Here is a 19,033-nt window from a genome sequence, read left to right on the forward strand (position 1 = left end):
CATGGCGCTTCTCGATGTCGAAAACCTCGAAATCTCGATCCGGTTCGGCCATGAACTGCTGCCGGTGGTGCGCGGTGTTTCGTTCTCGGTGGACGAAAACGAAACGCTGGGGATCGTCGGCGAGTCCGGCTGCGGCAAGAGCCTGACCGCCCTCGCGATCATGGGCCTGCTCGAAGGCAGCGGCGTCCGGGTCACCGGCGGCCGGATGCGGTTCGGTGGGCGTGACCTGCTGGCGATGAGCGCCGACGAACGCCGCCACATCATGGGCAACGACATGGCGATGATCTTTCAGGAGCCGATGACCAGCCTCAACCCGGTCTACCGGGTGGGTGATCAGATCATCGAGGCCCTGCAGCAGCACCGTAACCTGTCGCGCCGCGCCGCGCGCCGCCGGGCCATCGAGTTGCTCGACCTGGTCCGGATTCCCGAGCCCGACTCGCGCGTCGACAGCTTTCCGCACCAGCTTTCGGGCGGCCAGCGGCAGCGGGTGATGATCGCGATGGCGCTGTCGTGCGATCCGAAGCTCCTGATCGCGGACGAACCGACAACCGCGCTCGACGTGACGGTGCAGAAGGAAGTGCTCGACCTGATGCTCGACCTGCAGAAGCGCACCGGCACCGCCATCATCCTGATCTCGCACGATCTCGGGGTGATCGCGGAAACCTGCAATTCGGTGGCGGTGATGTATTGGGGCCGGCTTGTCGAGACCGCGCCGACCGACGCGCTTTTCGAAACCCTCGCGCATCCCTACACGCGGGGTCTGTTGCACTCGATCCCCGCGATTGATCGCGACGTGGATTGGCTCGACGCCATCCCCGGCCGGGTGCCGACGATTGGAGAGCAGATCGCGGGCTGCCCGTTCCATCCGCGTTGCCCGCGCGCGGAAAGCCGGTGCCGCCACGAGGTTCCGCAGCCGCGCGAGATCGCGCCCGGGCATCTGGTCGAGTGCCATTTTCCCTACGGAGGCGACCGATGAGCGCCCAACCGCTTCTCGATGTGAGAGATCTCAAGGTTCACTTCCGGACCCGGGGGCGGACCGTGCGCGCCGTCGACGGCGTATCCTTCGACATCGCGCCCGGCGAGGTGCTGGGGCTTGTCGGTGAGTCGGGTTGCGGCAAATCGACGGTGGGCCGCGCGCTGACCCAGCTCGAACGCGCGACCGCCGGCCAGGCCCTGTTCGAGGGGCAGGACATCCTGTCGATGTCGCGCCGGCAATTCCTGCCTCTCAGGCGCCACATCCAGATGATCTTCCAGGATCCCTATGCCTCGCTCAATCCGCGCCTGACCGTCGCGCAGACGCTTTCGGAGCCGCTGTTCATCCACAAGATCGCCCGCAGCCGGAAGGACGCGCAGGCACGGATCGCCGAGACGCTCGATCTCGTCGGGCTCGGGCCGGAGGCCATGACGCGCTATCCGCACGAGTTTTCGGGCGGTCAGCGTCAGCGCATCGGGATTGCCCGGGTGATGATCCTGGAGCCGAAGCTGGTGATCGCCGATGAGGCGGTTTCGGCGCTCGACGTGTCGATCCAGGCGCAGGTTCTGAACCTGATCAAGAAGCTGCAGCGCGACAGCGGCATGGCGATGCTGTTCATCAGCCATGACCTCGGCGTCGTGCGTCACATCAGCGATCGGGTTGCCGTGATGTCGGCCGGCAAGATCGTGGAGACGGGTGACAAGAGCGCAATATTCGAAGCGCCGCAGGATGCCTATACCAGGCGGCTGCTGGACTCGATCCCGCGGATCATGCCTTTGAAGGAGACCAGCTGATGCCTAGCGCGAAGCGTGTATTCGTCGCGTCGATCGCGACCGAAACCAATACTTTCTCGCCGATGCGCACCGATCTGGGGGATTTTCGCGAAAGCTTCTACGCCCCCCCCGGCGAGCACCCGCCAACGCCGACGCTGTGCAGCGCGGTCTTCACCGCGGCGCGCGCGCGGGCGACCGAGCTGGGCTGGGAGGTGATCGAGGGCACGGCATCCTGGGCCGAGCCCGGCGGGATCGTGAACGAGCAAACATGGGCGTTCCTGCGCGACCAGTTGCTCGATGAACTGGCGCAGGCGGGGCCGGTGGATATCGTGCTCCTTGGCCTGCACGGGGCGATGGTGGCGCAGGAGACGATTGATTGCGAAGGCGAGCTGCTCGCGGCGGTGCGCGCCCAGGTCGGGCCCGACACGCTGGTGGGCGTGACATTCGATCCGCACAGCCACCTGTCGGCCAAGCGGGTCGAGAACGCCGATCTGATCACCGTGTTCAAGGAGTTTCCGCACACCGATTTCGTCGAGGTCGCGGAAAACCTCGTGCAGCTCGCCGCCGATGCTTCCGAGGGGCGGACCGATCCCGAGATCAGCACCTTCGATTGCCGGATGATCGAGATTTTTCCCACCTCGCGCGCACCGATGCGCGGGTTCGTCGACCGGATCCGGGCGATGGAGGGCCAGGGGAATATCCTGTCGGTCTCGGTCATTCACGGCTTCATGGCCGGCGACGTGCCCGATCTGGGCACCAAGGTCATCGTCATCACCGATGCCGCGCGGGCCGAGGGCGACGCGCTGGCGCAGCGCCTCGGCATGGAATTGTTCGACATGCGGGGCCGGACCCGGCCGGAATTCCGCGCGATGGCGCCGGCGCTCGAACGCGCCGCTGCCGCCCCGCGCGGCCCGGTGGTGATCGCGGATGTCTGGGACAATCCCGGCGGCGGCGTTCCGGGCGATTCCACGACGCTGCTCAAGGGCATGATCGCGCAGGGTCTGGAAAACGCCGCGCTGGCGTCGATCTGGGATCCGATCGCCGTTCGGATCTGTTTTTCGGCCGGCGAGGGCGCGCGGCTGCGCCTGCGGTTCGGCGCCAAGATGGCCCCGGGCTGCGGCGAGCCGCTCGACGCAGAGGTGACCGTACACCGCTGCGTGCGCAATGCCGTCCAGAGCTTCGGTGCCAGCATCGTGCCCATCGGCGACGCGGTATGGATCGACGTGGACGGGATCGACGTGATACTGAATTCCGTGCGCTCACAGGTGTTCAACCCCGACATCTTCGCCAACATGGGGATCGACCCGCTCGAAAAGGCCGTTCTGGCAGTGAAATCGACCAACCATTTCCATGCGGCCTTCGAGCCGATCGCGGCCGAGATCCTTTATGTCTCGATCGACGGGCCCTATCCGAACGATCCGGCCACCAACCCCTACCAGCGGCTTTCGCGGGATATCTGGCCGCGCGTGGAGAACCCTCATGGCACTTGAACCGGAACATCTCGAAACCCCGGCCATGGTGATCCGCGAAGCGGTCGTGCTGGAAAACATCCGCCGCTTCCAGGCGCATTGCGATCGTGTCGGGTTGGCATTCCGGCCGCATATCAAGACGCACAAGTCGATCCGCATGGCGCGGGCGCAGCTCGACGCCGGGGCGGTGGGGATCAATTGCCAGAAGATCGGTGAGGCAGAGGTGATGGCGGCGGCCGGGATCGACGATATCCTGATCACCTACAACATCATCGGCCCGGAAAAGCTGGCCCGGTTGCGGGGGCTCGGGGAAAAGATCGCCCGCCTCTCGGTCACCGCCGACAATGCCGAGGTGGTGCATGGCCTTGCCGGGGCCTTCGCCGGCGCCGGGCGGCCTCTCACCGTCTTGGTGGAATGCGACACCGGCGGCGCGCGCTGCGGCGTGCAGAGCCCGCAAGCGGCGGTGGACCTTGCCGAACAGATCGCCGCCTCGCCCAACCTGACCTTCGGTGGATTGATGACCTACCCGGCCAAGGGCGGGCAGGACAACGTGGTGGCGTTCATGACCGCCGCGGTCGCGGCGCTGGAAGCGCGCGGGCTTTCGTGCCCGGTGGTGACCTCGGGCGGCACGCCGGACATGTGGACGGCCGCGCCGGAGGGCGTTCTCACCGAATACCGCGCGGGCACCTACATCTATAACGATCGCTCCCTCGTCGCCTACGGCACCTGCACTTACGACGACTGCGCCGCCGTGGTCGTCGCCACGGTGGTGAGCACGCCCGCGCCCGGCCGCGCGGTGATCGACGCCGGCTCAAAGGCGCTCACGTCTGATCTGCTCGGGCTTGAGGGCCACGGGCATATCCTCGGGCACCCCGACGCGCAGATCACCGGGCTCAGCGAAGAGCATGGGGTTATCTCCTATGAAGCGCCCGATGCCTTCCGGGTCGGCGACCGGATTCGGGTCGTACCCAACCATGTCTGCGTGGTGTCGAACCTGTTCGACAGCGTCTGGCTGGACCGGGCGGATGGGGCGGGGCTCGAGCCGCTGCCGATCGACGCCCGCGGCAAGGTGACCTGACCGCTCCTCAGCCGAGAATGATCGCGCCGCGGTGCTGAACCACTTCGCTCGCGAGCGCATGCCCTGCGGCCATCGCCTCGGCCTGGCTCGCACCCTGGGCGATGGCGGCGAGAAACCCGGCGTTGAAACTGTCGCCCGCGCCGGTGGTGTCGACCACCCGGGGCGCCGGGGCGAAGTCTTGCGGCGGCTGGTCCGGGTCGAGCGCCACGGGCCCCACCGCCCCGCGTTTCAAGGCGCCTCGGCGCAAGCCGAGCTTTCGCAACCGCGCTAGCACCTCCGCCTCGCCCTGTTCGCCGAAAAGCTCCATCTCGTCGTCGACCGAGGGCAGGGCGATATCGGCCAGCGCCCACATTTCCGCATTCACCTCGCGTGCCGTCTGCGGGCTTTGCCAGAGCCTCGGGCGATGGTTGCTGTCGTAGGCGACGAGGCCGCCTGCGCGGCGAAAGTCGCGCAGCGCGGCGATCAGCTCGGCGCGGATGGCGGCCGGCAGGATCGCGAGGCTGATGCCGGAGAGAAAGACCAGATCGAACCCCATCAGGGCCGAGAACTCGACCCGTGCCGGTGGCGAGAACAGCGTCCGCGCGGCGCTGTCGGAGCGCCAGTAGGTGAAGCTTCTTTCGCCGCTTTCATCGGTTTCGATGGCGTAGAGTCCGGGCACCTTGTCGGCCCTGCGTTCAACATGGTCCGTGCCGATCCCATTCCGCGCCATCTCGGACAGGATGCGGTCGGAGAAGTGATCGGTGCCGAGGGCGGTGATGTAGGACAGCGTTGCGCGGCTGCCGAGGCGGCGGGCGAGGTAGACGGCGGTGTTGTAGCTGTCGCCCGCCACGTTGAGCCTGGCGTTTACCCGGTCCTCGGTGACGAGTTCTATCATCACCTCGCCGATGCAGGCGATTTTCGTGATTGGACCGACCCCGGATTTCATGGCTCTTCTCCCTTTCCGCAGCCGTCATTGAACGCGCTACGGGATTGAATGAAAAGCAGAAAGTCTTGCGTTCGCAGGTTTGGAATCGAGGCGCGCACCTGTCGCCCGCCCGGAGATGAAAAACGTGCTGAAGCCGGGGGTTACCCGGCTCTTCACACTGATTTTCGAGAGAAATTGGAGCGGGCGATGAGATTCGAACTCACGACCCTTACCTTGGCAAGGTAATGCTCTACCCCTGAGCTACGCCCGCGTCCTTGGGTGAGGGGGAGATATGAAATCCCGCCGGGGCCTGCAAGTGGAAAATCGTCCGGCCGCTGAATTTTTTGCCCGCGCCCCGGCCCGGGGCGTCGGGGCGGGCGCGACGGGGCCCGAAAGCACTGGCCCGGGCGTTCTGTGAAACGCCCGGGCCAGCCATTCTCCACAGGTCCGCCAGCGGGTCAGTCTTCGAACTCGACGAGCAGGTCCTTGGCGTCGATCTGGCTGCCGGGGGTGACGTGCACCGCCTTCACCACCGCGTCGCGCTCGGCGCTGATCCCGGTTTCCATCTTCATCGCCTCGATGGTGAGCAGAAGGTCGCCCTTGCGCAGGGACTGGCCGGGCTTGGCCACGACCGTCGCCACCACCCCCGGCATCGGCGCGCCGACATGGGCCGGGTTGGCCGGATCGGCCTTCGGGTGCGCCGCCTTCGTCGCCTTGACGCGCCGGTCGGCCACGCGGATCGCGCGGGGCTGGCCGTTGAGTTCGAAGAAGACCTTCGCCTCGCCCTCCTCGTTGGTCTCGCCCAGGGCCTGGCAGCGGATTTCCAGCGTCTTGCCCGGGTCGATCTCGACCGATATCTCCTCGCCCGGCTCCATGCCGTAGAAGAAGGTGAGGGTGGGAAGGGTGCGCACCGGGCCATAGACCTTGTGGCGGTCGACGTAGTCGGAAAAGACCTTGGGATACATCAGGTAGCCGTTCAGATCCTCGTCGTCGAGCTTGACGCCGAGCTTTTCCTCGGCCTCCGCGCGGGCGGCTTCGATATCGACCGGGGTCAGGTGCTTGCCGGGGCGCTCGGTGTCGGGTTTCTCGCCCTTGAGCACCTTGGCGACGATTGCCTCGGGGAAGCCGCCCGGCGGCTGGCCGAGGTTGCCGCGCATCATGTCGACCACCGAATCGGGGAAACTCACGTCAACCTCCGGGTCTTCGACCTGTGCGCGGCTGAGGCCCTGGCTGACCATCATCAGCGCCATGTCGCCCACCACCTTGGAGGACGGCGTGACCTTGACGATATCGCCGAACATCCGGTTCACGTCGGCGTAGGCCTGCGCCACCTCGTGCCAGCGTTCCTCCAGCCCGAGCGAGCGGGCCTGGGCCTTGAGGTTGGTGAACTGGCCGCCCGGCATCTCGTGCAGGTAGACCTCGGAGGCGGGGGCTTCGAGCCCGGCCTCGAAGGCGGCGTATTGCCCGCGCACCGCCTCCCAGTAGTTGGAGATTTCGCGGATCGCGGCGATATCGAGCCCGGGGTCGCGCTCGGTATGGGCCAGGGCGCTGACGATGGAGCCGAGGCAGGGCTGCGAGGTGCTGCCCGAGAAGGCATCCATCGCCGCATCCACCGCGTCGACGCCGGCGTCGATGGCGGCGAGCACGGAAGAGGCGGCGATGCCGCTGGTGTCGTGGGTGTGGAAGTGGATCGGCAGGTCGACCTCGTCCTTCAGCGCCTTGATCAGCGCGGTGGCGGCCCGGGGTTTCAGAAGCCCGGCCATGTCCTTCAGCCCGAGCACGTGGGCGCCCGCGGCTTCCAGTTCCTTTGCCATGCCGACGTAATACTTGAGGTCATACTTGGCGCGGTCGGGATCGAGAATGTCGCCGGTGTAGCAGATCGCCGCTTCGCAGACCTTGTCGGCCTCGACCACCGCGTCCATCGCCACGCGCATGTTCTCGACCCAGTTGAGGCTGTCGAACACGCGGAACACGTCGACCCCCGATTTCGCCGCCTGCGCCACGAAACTCTGCACCACGTTGTCGGGGTAGTTGGTGTAGCCGACGCCGTTGGAGGCGCGCAGCAGCATCTGCGTCATGATGTTGGGCATACGCTCGCGGATGTCGCGCAGGCGCTGCCAGGGGCATTCCTGCAAGAAGCGGTAAGCCACGTCGAAGGTCGCCCCGCCCCAGGCCTCGACCGAGAACAGCCCCGGCAGGTTGTGGCCATAGGCGCTGGCGATGCGCAGCATGTCGAACGAGCGCATCCGGGTGGCGAGGAGCGACTGGTGGGCGTCGCGCATCGTGGTGTCGGTGAGCAGCACCCGGTCTTGCGCCTTCATCCAGTCGGCAACCGCCTTGGGGCCCTTCTCGTCGAGCAGCTGCCTTGTGCCCGGCGCCGGGGCCTCGGCGCGCAGCTCGGGGCAGCGCGGCGGCTTGAGGTCGGCGTGGGGCAGCGGGCGGCCCTCGGTCTCGGGGTGGCCGTTGACCATGATGTCGGCGATGTAGGTGAGCAGCTTCGTCGCCCGGTCGCGCCGCTGGGGGAACTCGAACAACTCGGGCGTCTCGTCGATGAAACGGGTGGTATACTCGTTGTTGAGGAAGGTGGGGTGACGCAGCAGGTTCTCGACGAAGGCGATGTTGGTGTTGACGCCGCGGATGCGGAACTCGCGCAGCGCCCGGTCCATCCGCGCGATCGCCTGCTCGGGCGTCGGCGCCCATGCGGTGACCTTCTCCAGCATCGAATCGTAATAGCGGGTGATCACCGCACCGGAATAGGCGGTGCCGCCGTCGAGGCGGATGCCCATGCCGGTGGCACCGCGATAGGCGGTGATGCGGCCGTAGTCGGGGATGAAATTGTTTTGCGGATCCTCGGTGGTGATCCGGCATTGCAGGGCGTGGCCGTTGAGCTTGACGTCATACTGGCTGGCCACGCCGGTGGCCTCGGTGAGGCTCTTGCCCTCGGCGATCAGGATCTGGGCGCGCACGATGTCGATGCCCGTCACCTCCTCGGTCACGGTATGCTCCACCTGCACCCGGGGGTTGACCTCGATGAAGTAGAAATTGCCGGTGTCCATGTCCATCAGGAACTCGACGGTGCCGGCGCAGGTGTAATTGACATGCTCGCAGATCTTGCGCCCGAGATTGCACAGATCTTCGCGCTGGGTTTCGGAGAGGTAGGGAGCGGGGGCGCGTTCGACCACTTTCTGGTTGCGCCGCTGCACCGAGCAATCGCGCTCCCACAAGTGGTAGATGTTTCCTTCCGTGTCGCCAAGAATCTGCACCTCGACGTGGCGGGCGCGGATGATCATCTTCTCGAGATAGCCCTCGCCGTTGCCGAAGGCTGCCTCGGCCTCGCGCCGGCCTTCCAGCACCTTCTCGGGCAGCTCTTCGGCATTCTTGATCGGCCGCATGCCGCGCCCGCCGCCGCCCCAGCTGGCCTTGAGCATGAGCGGGTAGCCGATCTCCTCGGCCTCGCGCAGGGTGGCCTCCATGTCGTCGCCGAGCACCTCGGTGGCGGGGATCACCGGCACGCCGGCCTCGATCGCCACGCGCCGCGCGCTGGCCTTGTCGCCGAGCTTGCGCATGGTGGCGGCGCTGGGGCCGACGAAGGCGATGCCGTTGGCCTCGCAGGCATCGACGAATTCGGGGTTTTCCGACAACAGCCCGTAGCCCGGGTGGATCGCGTCGGCGCCGCAGGCCTTTGCGACGCGGATGATCTCGTCGATCGCGAGGTAGGCCGCGACCGGGCCGAGCCCCTCACCGATCAGGTAGGCTTCGTCGGCCTTGAACCGGTGCAGGCCGAGCTTGTCTTCCTCGGCATAGACCGCGACGGTCTTCTTGCCCATCTCGTTCGCCGCCCGCATGATGCGGATCGCGATCTCGCCTCGGTTGGCGATCAGGATTTTCTGAAATTCCGGCATGGTCTACTCCCCCGGCCCGTCGGATGATCGTGAATTGGTAGGCGATGCCGCGCTGCAGAGCAAGGGCGACCGGGCCTGGGCGGGGGAGGATCTGGCTGCGCCCGGGCCGATCCGCGCTCCGCTGGCGCGGCGCGCGACTTTCATGCCTCCGGCGGAGGCATTTCCGGACCCAAGAAGGGCAAGCGGGCGAAAGAACATTCGCCGAACACCTTTTCCTTGGCCGCTTGCCCCGCTATCTTCGCGCGCATGAGCCATTCAAACGATCCCTCGGACCTCTCCGCGCCGCGCCCCTCGCTCAGCCAGATGGCGATGGCGGCGCGGCCGATGCCCTATCTCGACGATCTCAACCCCGCCCAGCGCGAGGCGGTGGAGGCGCTGGAAGGGCCGGTGCTGATGCTCGCGGGCGCGGGCACGGGCAAGACCAAGGCGCTGACCACCCGGATCGCGCATCTGCTGGGCACCGGTGCCGCGCGCACCAACGAGATCCTTGCGGTGACCTTCACCAACAAGGCCGCGCGCGAGATGAAGGAACGGGTGGCGCGGCTGCTCGGGCAGGGCGTCGAGGGCATGCCCTGGCTCGGCACCTTTCACGCGATCTGCGTCAAGCTCCTTCGCCGGCATGCCGAACTTGTCGGGCTGAAGTCGAATTTCACCATCCTCGACACCGACGACCAGGTGCGGCTGTTGAAACAGATCATCGTCGCCGAGGGGATCGACGAGAAGCGCTGGCCCGCGCGCCAACTCGCCGGGCTGATCGACACCTGGAAGAACCGCGCCTGGACGCCGGAGAAACTGCCCGTGGCCGAAGCCGGGGCGTTCAACCACCGTGGCGGCGAGCTTTACGCCGCATACCAGGAGCGGCTGCGCGCGCTCAACGCGGTGGATTTCGGCGATCTCTTGTTGCACGTGGTGCGCATCTTCCAGGAGCACGAGGACGTGCTGGCGCAATACCAACGCTGGTTTCGCTACATCCTCGTCGACGAATACCAGGACACCAACGTGGCGCAGTATCTGTGGCTGCGCCTGCTCGCCGCGAAGCACAAGAACATCTGCTGCGTCGGCGACGACGACCAGTCGATCTACGGCTGGCGCGGCGCGGAAGTGGGCAACATCCTGCGGTTCGAGAAGGATTTTCCCGGTGCCAAGGTGATCCGGCTGGAGCAGAATTACCGCTCCACGCCGCATATCCTCGCCGCCGCCGGCGGGGTGATCCGGGGCAACGAGGACCGGCTCGGCAAGGAACTGTGGACCGAAGCCGAGGACGGCGAGAAGGTGCGCCTGATCGGCCATTGGGACGGCGAGGAGGAAGCGCGCTGGATCGGTGACGAGATCGAGGCGATGCAGACAGGCGCGCGCGGCATGGCGCCGATGAGCCTTGACGACATGGCCATTCTCGTGCGCGCCAGCCACCAGATGCGCGCCTTCGAGGACCGGTTTCTCACCATCGGGCTGCCCTACCGGGTGATCGGGGGGCCGCGCTTCTACGAGCGGTTGGAGATTCGCGACGCGATGGCCTATTTCCGCCTCGCGGTGAGCCCCGACGACGATCTGGCGTTCGAGCGGATCGTGAACACGCCACGCCGGGGGCTGGGCGACAAGGCGGTGCAGACCATCGCCCGCGCGGCGCGGGGATTGGGCGTTTCGCTGGTGGAAGGCGCGCGGGCCGCCGTCGAGCGCGGCGAGATCAAGGGCAAGGGCGGCAAGGCGCTCGACCTGCTGGTGCGCCAGCTCGACCGCTGGCACGCGCAGGTGCAGGCCGAGGCCGATACCCACGTGGAACTCGCCGAACAGATCCTCGACGAGAGCGGCTACACCGGCATGTGGCAGGCCGACAAGACGCCCGAGGCCCCCGGGCGGCTCGAAAACCTCAAGGAACTGGTCAAGGCACTGGAGGAATTCGAGAACCTGCAGGGCTTTCTCGAACACGTCAGCCTGATCATGGACAACGAAACGCAGGCGTCGGAGGAGAAGGTCACGATCATGACGCTGCATGCGGCCAAGGGGCTGGAATACCCCGCCGTGTTCCTGCCGGGCTGGGAGGAGGGGCTGTTTCCCTCGCAGCGCAGCATGGACGAGAGCGGGCTGAAGGGGCTGGAGGAGGAGCGGCGGCTGGCCTACGTCGGCATCACCCGCGCCGAGGAGCTTTGCACGATCTCCTTCGCCGCCAACCGGCGGGTCTATGGCCAGTGGCAGAGCCAGTTGCCGTCACGCTTCATCGACGAATTGCCCGAGGCGCATGTCGAGGTGCTGACCCCGCCGGGGCTTTATGGCGGCGGCTACGGCGCGGCGGGCATGGGGCAGGGTCGCTCGCGGCTGGAAGAACAGGCGAGCCGGGCCGACGCCTACAATTCGCCCGGCTGGAAACGGATGCAGGCGCGGGGCGCGGCACGCGGGGTGCAGTCGCCCGGCGAATCGCGCAACCTGGTGATCGACGCCACCGCCGTTTCCTCCTTCAGCAAGGGCGACCGGGTGTTTCACCAGAAGTTCGGCTACGGCTACGTGATGGGGATCGAGGGCGACAAGCTCGACATCGAGTTCGAGAAGGCCGGGTCGAAGAAGGTGGTGGCGCGCTTCATCCAGTCCGCCGACCGGGCGGGGGACGACGTGCCGTTCTGAGCCCTTGCCCGGGTGGCTCAACCGGCCCGGGCTTCGGCAACGGGCGCCGTGGCGGCCTCAGCCGTGCTTGTCGAACAGCGCCAGGCTGGCGTCGAAGAAGCGGTTGCGCACCTCGGGCCGTTCCATGAGGATTTCGTGCTCGGCATCCGGCACGATCTCGAGCCGCGCGCCGCTCCAGGCCTGCATCTTCTCCCTGATCGGGTCGACCTCGACGATGCGCTCATTGGTGCCGAGGAAGGTCAGGGCCGGGGTCGCGGGCGGGGCCATGCGGCGCAGGGCGCGGGTTTCGAACAACGCCGCGCGCAGCCAGCGCAAGGTCGGCCCGCCGAGCGTGAGATCGGGGTGGGTCGCGAGTTGGTGACGCATGAAATCCCACATCTCGCGGTCGGTGGTGAGGGTGTTGCCCTCGAATCGCTCGACGTGAATGGCGTGGTCGAGCGTGGTGCGCGGGGTGAGACGGCCGCCGATACCGGGCAGGGGGGCGGCAAGGGCGCTCAGCCATGCCAGCGGGCGCTCCCAGGCGTCCATCTGCATCCCCCACATCGGCGCTGAGAAAGCGACGGCGGCCACGTCGAGTCCCTCGTGCAGCGCGCGCAGCCCGATGCAGCCGCCCATCGAATGGGCGACGAGGAACATCGGCATCGGCAGGTCCAGCCAACCGGCGAGGTTGAGCGCGGCGGCAAGGTCGCGCTGGTATTCGGCGAAACCGAGCACATGGCCGAGGCGTCGATCCGGGAAGGCGCGGGCGGTCAGCCCCTGGCCGCGCCAATCGAGGGTGAGCACGGCGTAGCCTTCGGCGGCGTAGATGGCGGCGGCGGGGCCGTATTTTTCAACGTATTCGGTTCGGCCGGGGAAGATCAGCACGGTGCCCCGCGAGGGCGTGCCCGCGGCGGCCGGCCAGGCCGCGACGCGGATCCTTCCGCCGTCGACCGTGGGCAGCCACCAGGCCTCGCCGCCCGGCGGCCCTGCGGCCACATCCTCGTGGAGCGGCGCGGCCTCCACCGACGTCAGCCGATCAGTCCACCGAGCCGCATCGCCGCGCCCATGTCGCCATCGACGGCGAGCTTGCCGGCCATGAAGGCCGCCGTGGGGTTGAGATCGCCCGAGAGCATCGCTTCGAAGGTGTCGGTGCTGGCGGTGAGCGTCACGTCGGCGTCCTCGTCGCCGGCGCGTGCGCCGTCGCTGTCGACCATGATCGACCCTGCGCCTTCGAGCACGAATTTCGCCACGGCGTCGAAGCCGGCGCTGCCCAGTTTTTCATTCAACGCGGTCACGGCCGCCTCGATCACATCGCTCATTTTCAAATCCATCCTCGTCAAGGTGTTTCGCGGGAACCTTAGCGAAAGCGAGCGCCGCGCAAAACCGGTTTTGCGCGGCGTGACGCGGCGGAATATCGCCCGCGCCCACGCGAAGGTGATGGGCAGCGGAGGGTGCGATCGTTTAGGATCGGGCGCATGACCCGGATTGCCCTGATCTTTGCCCTTCTGCTCGCCGCAACGCCCCTTCGTGCCCAGTCGAGCGGGCTCGATGACCTGTTCGAAGCCCTGCGGCAGAGCGACAGCAGCGGCTGGCAGGAGATCGAAGACCGGATCTGGGACAACTGGTCGCAATCCGGATCGGCCGCGATGGACCTTTTGCTCGAACGCGGGCGCGAGGCGATCGGCGCGGGCGAGCCGGTTGCCGCGATCGAGCATCTCACGGCGCTGGTGGAGAATGCGCCGGATTTCGCCGAGGGCTGGAATGCCCGCGCGACGGCCTATTTCAACGCCGATCTCTATGGCCCGGCGGTGGCCGACATCGCCCGCGCGCTCACGCTCGAGCCGCGCCACTTCGCCGCCCTGGCCGGGCTTGGCCGCATTTTCGAAGACACCGGCGACACGCGGCGCGCGCTCGAGGCTTATCGCAAGGCCGCCGCTATACATCCGCGCCGACCCGATCTAAGAGAGGCGGTGGAACGTCTCGAAGCGGAGCTTCAGGGCGAAAGCGCCTGAGGCAAGCGTCAGGTCGGGCAGGAGACAGCGCATGGCGCGGATTGCCGCGGTTCTTGGCCCCACCAACACGGGCAAGACACATTACGCCATCGAACGCATGCTGGCCTATCGCACCGGCGTGATCGGGCTGCCGCTGCGGCTGCTGGCGCGCGAGGTCTACGACAAGATCGTCGCCATGCGCGGCCCCTCGGTGGTGGCGCTGGTCACCGGCGAAGAGCGCATCGTGCCGGAGCGGGCGCAATACTGGGTGTGCACCGTCGAGGCGATGCCCGAGGGGCTGGGGGCCGATTTCGTCGCGGTGGACGAGATCCAGCTCTGCGCCGACCCGGAGCGCGGCCACGTCTTCACCGACCGTCTGCTGAACGCGCGCGGCCAGCACGAAACGCTGTTCATGGGCGCCGACACGATGCGCGGGGCGATCGCCGGGCTGGTGCCGGGGGTTGAATTCCTGCGCCGGGAGCGGTTCAGCGCGCTGACCTATACAGGTTCGAAAAAGACAAGCCGAATGCCCCCCAGAAGCGCGATCGTAGGGTTTTCGGTTGAAAATCTATATGCAGTTGCAGAATTGATGCGCCGTCAGAAAGGCGGTGTGGCGGTCGTCATGGGGGCGCTTTCGCCGCGCACCCGCAACGCCCAGGTGGCGATGTATCAGAACGGCGACGTGGACTATCTCGTCGCCACCGACGCCATCGGCATGGGGCTCAACCTCGATGTGAACCACGTCGCGTTCTCGGCGCTGGCCAAGTTCGATGGCCGCCGGATGCGCCAGCTCGCGCCCAACGAACTGGCCCAGATCGCCGGCCGCGCCGGGCGCTACCGCAGCGATGGCAGCTTTGGCGTGACCGGCGAGGCGCGGCCGCTCGATCCGGAGGTGGTGGCGGCGATCACCGAGCATCGCTTCACCCCGATCCGCAAGCTCAACTGGCGCAACGCGCGGCTGTCGTTCGGCTCGGTGGAGGCGCTGATCGCTTCGCTCGAGGCGGGCACCGACGACCCCTTGCTGACCCGGGCCCGCGAGGCCGACGACCAGATGGCGCTGAAGGCGCTGGCGGAGGACGCGGTGATCCGCGCCCGGGCCTCGGATGGCGCCTCGGTGCGGCTGTTGTGGGATGTCTGCCGGGTGCCGGATTTCCGCGGCATCAGCCATGCCGAGCACGCCGGGATGCTTTCGGCGATCTTCACCGATCTGCATGAGCGCGGGCAGGTGCGCGAGGACTGGTTCGCCCGGCAGGTGGCGCGGATCGACAAGACCCATGGCGATATCGACGCGCTTTCCAAGCGGCTCGCCTTCATCCGGACCTGGACCTACGTGGCGCAGCGTCGCGGCTGGCTCGCCGACGAAGACCATTGGCGTGGCGAGACACGTGCGGTAGAAGATCGCCTGTCGGATGCGCTTCACGCCGCGCTGACGCAAAGATTTGTTGACCGGCGCACCTCGGTGCTGATGCGGCGGTTGAAGCAGAAGGAGGGCCTGGTGGCCGAGGTGAACGACAAGGGTGAAGTGACGGTCGAAGGCGAATTCGTCGGTCGTCTGGAGGGGTTCCGTTTCCGGCAGGATACGTCGGCAAGCCCCGAGGAGGCCAAGACCCTGCGCGCCGCGGCCGTGGCCGCGCTGGCGCCGGAGTTCTCGCTCAGGGCCGATCGGTTCTACAACGCCCCAGACACGGAGCTCGACTACACCGAGCAGGGCGGGCTGATGTGGGGCGAACACGCTGTCGGCAAACTCGTGCGCGGCGACGACCCGCTCAAGCCGCGGGTCCAGGCCTTCGTCGACGACGAGGCCGGGGCGGAGGTGGCCGAGAAGGTGACCCGCCGGCTGCAGCACTTCATCGACCGCAAGGTGGCCGCCCTGTTCGAGCCGCTGCTCGGGATCCAGAAGGACGAGAGCCTCGGCGGACTCGCGCGCGGGTTCGGCTTCCGTCTGATCGAGGCGATGGGCATCATCCCGCGCGACCGGATCGCGCGCGAGGTCAAGGAACTTGACCAGGAGGCGCGCGGGGCGCTGCGCAAGCACGGCGTGCGTTTCGGCCAGTTCACCATCTTCATGCCGGCGCTGCTCAAGCCGGCGCCCACCCGGCTGCGGCTGGTTCTGTGGAGCCTCGCGCAGGGCCTCGACGAGTTTCCCGAAGCGCCGCCGCCGGGGCTGGTGACGATCCCGGTGATCGAAGGCGTGAGCGCCGATGTCTACGCGCTGTCGGGCTACCGGCCTGCCGGGGCACGGGCGATCCGCATCGACATGCTGGAGCGCCTTGCCGACCAGTTGCGCGCGCAGGACAGCCGGGGCGGATTCGAGGCCAACCCCGACATGCTGTCGATCACCGGCATGACGCTGGAGCAATTCGCCGACCTGATGCAGGGGCTGGGCTATGCCGCGGCGCGGGGCGAACGCCCGAAGGCGAAAGCGGCCGACCATGACGCCGGATCGACGGGTTATTCCGAGGTCGAGGCGCAGCCCGGGTCCGACCGGTCGCCCGATCCGCACCCGGGCGATCCCGGTGCCAGCGAAGTCGACGCCTTCCCAGAGGCCGACGGGGCGGGGCATTCCAAGCACCTGCATATCGACCACCTGGAAGGCTCCGGGTTTTCGTCCGTCGAGGCCCAGCCCGACGCCGACGACGACGACGAGCACGAGCCGCATCCCGGCGAGCACGGGATCTCGGAAGCCGAGACCAACGCCTCCCCCGGCGATGAGCCGGAAGTGTTCTACACCTTCACATGGAGCGGCTTTGCCAAGCCCCGGGGCGCGGGTGGCAAGCGCGGCAAGGGTGGCGGTGGCGGCGGTGCGCCCAAGGGCGGCAAGCCGCGCGGCAAGGGGCCGAAGGAGCCGGGTGGTGGCAAGGCCCGCAAGTTCGAGGCCAGGCCGCCGAAGAAGGAAAAGCCGATCGACCCCGACAACCCGTTCGCCGCGGCGCTGATGGGGCTGAAGGACAAGAGCTGAGTGAGCGCGCCGGTGCAGGACCAGCCCCGCCCGACGATGCGCGCCGACAAGTGGCTCTGGCACGCGCGGTTTTTCAAGACCCGCGGGCTGGCGGCGAAGATCGTTACCGGCGGGCACCTGCGGGTGAACACGGTCAAGGTGCACAAGCCGGCACAGCCGGTGGGGCCGGGCGATGTGCTGACCTTTCCGCAGGGGCGGCAGGTTCGGGTGGTGAAGGTGTTGGCGCTATCGGAACGGCGCGGCCCGGCGCCCGAAGCGCGGGCGCTCTACGACGATCAGACCCCTGCCGCCGATCCCGCGCCCGCCGCGCCGCGGTTCGAGGGGCGGGGGCGGCCGAGCGGGAAAGATCGTCGCAACGCACGGCTTTATGAGCGCGGGCAACTTGATTGATCCCGCGAAGACGGTTAGCTAGGCCCGACCACACGGCTTCCAGGGTGTTCTTATGACCTATATCGTCAACGATAATTGTATCGCCTGCAAATACACCGATTGTGTCGAGGTGTGCCCGGTGGATTGTTTCTACGAAGGCGAGAACATGCTGGTGATTCACCCTGACGAGTGCATTGATTGCGGCGTCTGTGAGCCCGAATGCCCGGCCGACGCGATCCGCCCCGACACCGAGCCGGAAGCCGAGAAATGGGTCGAGTTCAACCGCAAGTATTCCGAATTGTGGCCGGTGATCGTCTCCAAGAAGGATCCGTTGCCCGAGGCCGAGGAACGCGACGGCGAAACCGGCAAGCTCGAAAAGTATTTTTCGGAGAAGCCGGGCGGCTGATTCGCCCCGCGCGGTCGGACAAAACAGGCCGGTTTCGGGCGTTCTGCAATGCGGCGCTTTGAAATCGGGCGATTCTGCGCTATATTAAACTCTTGGTATGAAGCCGGAGGCCGTGACGCGTTGGGTGCGTGTGCACCATTTGCGCGTTCCATCTCGTGAAAAGACGTGACGACGGGAGGTTCGCGCCGCCCGCGCCATCTTTTCGACGCTGGCCGATGGAGACAAGAGGAAGACAAGACATATGAGCAAAGCCAAGAAGCCCGAGTTCCGCCCCAACGATTTCGTGGTTTACCCGGCGCATGGCGTCGGACGGATCATCTCGATCGAGGAGCAGGAAGTCGCCGGGCTGACGCTGGAGCTTTTCGTGATCTCCTTCGAGAAGGACAAGATGACCCTCCGGGTGCCGACCAACAAGGCCACCGAAGTGGGCATGCGCGGGCTGTCGAGCCCCGATATCGTCTCGAAGGCGATGGACACGCTCAAGGGCAAGGCCCGCGTCAAGCGCGCGATGTGGTCGCGCCGGGCGCAGGAATACGAACAGAAGATCAACTCGGGCGACCTGATCTCGATCGCCGAGGTGGTGCGTGACCTGCACCGCAACGACGACCAGCGCGAGCAGAGCTATTCCGAGCGCCAGCTTTACGAGGCGGCGCTGGAGCGGCTCACCCGCGAGGTGGCGGCGGTGTCGGACGGCGACGAATCGGCGGCGCAGAAAAAGGTCGACGATGTGCTGACCTCGCGCGCGGCCTGAGCGCCGTATTAATTCTTAAAGGTGCACGAGCCGCCGTCCTTCGGGGCGGCGGTTTCGTTTTGTGAGCCGGGTGGCGGGGCGCTCACAGCGTCGCGGCCAGCGCCGCGAGCGCCGCGATTTCGGCCACCTGCTGCGTCGCGCCGAGGATGTCGCCGGTCTGGCCGCCGATCTTGGCCCGAGCAATGGCGGCAAGCGCGATGACGGCGAACGCGGCCCAGAGGATCGGCGCCAATGTGCCCCAGCCGAGGATGGCGAAGGCGAGGGCGAGGGCGACGAGAACGCCGAGCGTTGCGCTGTCCTGCGCCGGGCGGCCGACGCTCTGGGCAAGCCCGTCGCCACGCGCGTTCGGCAGCGCCGCCATCAGAACGGCCATCGGCGCGCGCGACAGCACCGCCACCGCGATGAGCGGCGCGAACAGCGCGCCCGCGTCGAGGATCGCGGCGAGGGCGGACCAGCGCAGCCCGATGGAGAGGATGAGCGCGAGCACGCCGTAACTGCCGATCCGGCTGTCCTTCATGATTTCGAGGCGGCGGGCGCGGGTCTGGCCGCCCCAGAGCCCGTCGGCGCTGTCGGCAAGCCCATCCTCGTGCAGCGCGCCGGTGGCGGCGACCTGGGTGGCGAGGATCAGCCCGGCGGCCAGCGCCACCGGCAGACCGAGGGTGAGTGCCCCCCAGCCCGCGAGCCCGGCGAGAAGCGCGACCGCGACCCCCGCGAGCGGCCAGGCCCAGGCGGCCTGCGCGCCGCGGTGCTCGGTCTGTGCCGGCATCGGCAGCCGGGTGAGAAGGGCGAGGGCCTCGGCGATGTCGCCGGGGCGGGCGAGTGGTACGGATTCGGTCGACATGGCGGTCCTCGGGGGTTTTGCG

Annotated in this window: 15 protein-coding genes and 1 tRNA gene; 10 read left to right on the forward strand and 6 right to left on the reverse strand. The window is 67.4% G+C overall.

Translation table 11 applies throughout. The annotated features are described in order from the left end of the window. The first annotated feature begins 1 nt into the window (after window position 1). From IEW01_RS12845 to IEW01_RS12860, 4 genes are read left to right on the forward strand one after another with little or no spacing between them, the layout of a single operon-like run. Window positions 2–976 (forward strand): ABC transporter ATP-binding protein, encoded by a 975-nt coding sequence (locus tag IEW01_RS12845; protein ID WP_188528319.1) that lies wholly within the window; start codon window positions 2–4, stop codon window positions 974–976. Then, the gene (locus tag IEW01_RS12850) at window positions 973–1,767 is read left to right on the forward strand and encodes an ABC transporter ATP-binding protein (RefSeq protein ID WP_188528321.1); all 795 of its coding nucleotides are present in this window, start codon (window positions 973–975) and stop codon (window positions 1,765–1,767) included. The genes IEW01_RS12845 and IEW01_RS12850 overlap by 4 nt, the downstream gene beginning before the upstream one ends. Further along, window positions 1,767–3,236 (forward strand): M81 family metallopeptidase, encoded by a 1,470-nt coding sequence (locus IEW01_RS12855; RefSeq protein WP_188528323.1) that lies wholly within the window; start codon window positions 1,767–1,769, stop codon window positions 3,234–3,236. Before IEW01_RS12850 ends, IEW01_RS12855 begins: the two co-directional genes overlap by 1 nt. After that, the gene (locus IEW01_RS12860; protein ID WP_188528325.1) at window positions 3,226–4,293 is read left to right on the forward strand and encodes an alanine racemase; all 1,068 of its coding nucleotides are present in this window, start codon (window positions 3,226–3,228) and stop codon (window positions 4,291–4,293) included. The genes IEW01_RS12855 and IEW01_RS12860 overlap by 11 nt, the downstream gene beginning before the upstream one ends. 7 nt (window positions 4,294–4,300) lie before the next feature. Here IEW01_RS12860 and IEW01_RS12865 read toward each other — a convergent pair whose 3' ends face one another. The 3 genes from IEW01_RS12865 to IEW01_RS12875 form a co-directional block, all read right to left on the reverse strand. Next, window positions 4,301–5,218 carry a sugar kinase gene (locus tag IEW01_RS12865; RefSeq protein ID WP_229738245.1) on the reverse strand — a complete coding sequence of 306 codons (918 nt, stop codon included), beginning with the start codon at window positions 5,216–5,218 and terminating at the stop codon, window positions 4,301–4,303. 175 nt (window positions 5,219–5,393) lie between these two features. Beyond that, window positions 5,394–5,468: transfer RNA gene (locus IEW01_RS12870), tRNA-Gly, on the reverse strand. Window positions 5,469–5,655: 187 nt separating this feature from the next. Continuing rightward, window positions 5,656–9,099: a pyruvate carboxylase gene (locus tag IEW01_RS12875; RefSeq protein WP_188528327.1), complete on the reverse strand. Its 3,444-nt coding sequence runs from the start codon at window positions 9,097–9,099 to the stop codon at window positions 5,656–5,658. 246 nt (window positions 9,100–9,345) lie between these two features. Here IEW01_RS12875 and IEW01_RS12880 point away from each other — a divergent pair, with 246 nt between their 5' ends. Continuing rightward, window positions 9,346–11,715 carry an ATP-dependent helicase gene (locus IEW01_RS12880; protein WP_188528329.1) on the forward strand — a complete coding sequence of 790 codons (2,370 nt, stop codon included), beginning with the start codon at window positions 9,346–9,348 and terminating at the stop codon, window positions 11,713–11,715. Window positions 11,716–11,772: 57 nt separating this feature from the next. Here IEW01_RS12880 and IEW01_RS12885 read toward each other — a convergent pair whose 3' ends face one another. Continuing rightward, the gene (locus tag IEW01_RS12885; RefSeq protein WP_229738247.1) at window positions 11,773–12,717 is read right to left on the reverse strand and encodes an alpha/beta hydrolase; all 945 of its coding nucleotides are present in this window, start codon (window positions 12,715–12,717) and stop codon (window positions 11,773–11,775) included. A 5-nt stretch (window positions 12,718–12,722) separates the two neighbouring features. Next, window positions 12,723–13,013, reverse strand: coding sequence for an SCP2 sterol-binding domain-containing protein (locus IEW01_RS12890; protein ID WP_188528331.1), 291 nt, complete (start codon window positions 13,011–13,013; stop codon window positions 12,723–12,725). Between the two features lie 156 nt (window positions 13,014–13,169). On the opposite strand from IEW01_RS12890, the gene IEW01_RS12895 reads away from it, so the two are divergent. From IEW01_RS12895 to IEW01_RS12915, 5 genes are all read left to right on the forward strand, one after another. Continuing rightward, a complete protein-coding gene (locus IEW01_RS12895) occupies window positions 13,170–13,706 on the forward strand; it encodes a tetratricopeptide repeat protein (protein ID WP_188528333.1) in 537 nt (178 codons plus the stop codon). 31 nt (window positions 13,707–13,737) lie between these two features. Next, window positions 13,738–16,644, forward strand: coding sequence for a helicase-related protein (locus IEW01_RS12900; protein ID WP_188528335.1), 2,907 nt, complete (start codon window positions 13,738–13,740; stop codon window positions 16,642–16,644). Between the two features lie 36 nt (window positions 16,645–16,680). After that, window positions 16,681–17,034, forward strand: coding sequence for an RNA-binding S4 domain-containing protein (locus tag IEW01_RS12905; protein WP_188528755.1), 354 nt, complete (start codon window positions 16,681–16,683; stop codon window positions 17,032–17,034). Between the two features lie 52 nt (window positions 17,035–17,086). Beyond that, the gene (gene fdxA, locus IEW01_RS12910; RefSeq protein WP_188528337.1) at window positions 17,087–17,419 is read left to right on the forward strand and encodes a ferredoxin FdxA; all 333 of its coding nucleotides are present in this window, start codon (window positions 17,087–17,089) and stop codon (window positions 17,417–17,419) included. A gap of 241 nt (window positions 17,420–17,660) precedes the next feature. After that, a complete protein-coding gene (locus tag IEW01_RS12915) occupies window positions 17,661–18,170 on the forward strand; it encodes a CarD family transcriptional regulator (RefSeq protein WP_188528339.1) in 510 nt (169 codons plus the stop codon). A gap of 82 nt (window positions 18,171–18,252) precedes the next feature. Here IEW01_RS12915 and cobS read toward each other — a convergent pair whose 3' ends face one another. Further along, entirely contained in the window at window positions 18,253–19,011 is a 759-nt protein-coding gene (gene cobS / locus IEW01_RS12920; RefSeq protein ID WP_188528341.1) for an adenosylcobinamide-GDP ribazoletransferase, read from the reverse strand. Between the last annotated feature and the right edge of the window lie 22 nt (window positions 19,012–19,033).

It is taken from the genome of Sinisalibacter lacisalsi (assembly GCF_014640115.1).
GTDB lineage: Bacteria > Pseudomonadota > Alphaproteobacteria > Rhodobacterales > Rhodobacteraceae > Sinisalibacter > Sinisalibacter lacisalsi.

Bases quoted from the DNA above. Each gene is read 5' to 3' on its own strand.
- IEW01_RS12900 (WP_188528335.1), top strand. From the start codon at position 13,738: ATGGCGCGGATTGCCGCGGTTCTTGGCCCCACCAACACGGGCAAGACA.
- IEW01_RS12875 (WP_188528327.1), bottom strand. From the start codon at position 9,099: ATGCCGGAATTTCAGAAAATCCTGATCGCCAACCGAGGCGAGATCGCG.
- IEW01_RS12860 (WP_188528325.1), top strand. From the start codon at position 3,226: ATGGCACTTGAACCGGAACATCTCGAAACCCCGGCCATGGTGATCCGC.
- IEW01_RS12850 (WP_188528321.1), top strand. From the start codon at position 973: ATGAGCGCCCAACCGCTTCTCGATGTGAGAGATCTCAAGGTTCACTTC.
- IEW01_RS12845 (WP_188528319.1), top strand. From the start codon at position 2: ATGGCGCTTCTCGATGTCGAAAACCTCGAAATCTCGATCCGGTTCGGC.
- IEW01_RS12895 (WP_188528333.1), top strand. From the start codon at position 13,170: ATGACCCGGATTGCCCTGATCTTTGCCCTTCTGCTCGCCGCAACGCCC.
- fdxA (WP_188528337.1), top strand. From the start codon at position 17,087: ATGACCTATATCGTCAACGATAATTGTATCGCCTGCAAATACACCGAT.
- IEW01_RS12915 (WP_188528339.1), top strand. From the start codon at position 17,661: ATGAGCAAAGCCAAGAAGCCCGAGTTCCGCCCCAACGATTTCGTGGTT.
- IEW01_RS12890 (WP_188528331.1), bottom strand. From the start codon at position 13,013: ATGAGCGATGTGATCGAGGCGGCCGTGACCGCGTTGAATGAAAAACTG.
- IEW01_RS12865 (WP_229738245.1), bottom strand. From the start codon at position 5,218: ATGAAATCCGGGGTCGGTCCAATCACGAAAATCGCCTGCATCGGCGAG.
- cobS (WP_188528341.1), bottom strand. From the start codon at position 19,011: ATGTCGACCGAATCCGTACCACTCGCCCGCCCCGGCGACATCGCCGAG.
- IEW01_RS12880 (WP_188528329.1), top strand. From the start codon at position 9,346: ATGAGCCATTCAAACGATCCCTCGGACCTCTCCGCGCCGCGCCCCTCG.
- IEW01_RS12855 (WP_188528323.1), top strand. From the start codon at position 1,767: ATGCCTAGCGCGAAGCGTGTATTCGTCGCGTCGATCGCGACCGAAACC.
- IEW01_RS12905 (WP_188528755.1), top strand. From the start codon at position 16,681: ATGCGCGCCGACAAGTGGCTCTGGCACGCGCGGTTTTTCAAGACCCGC.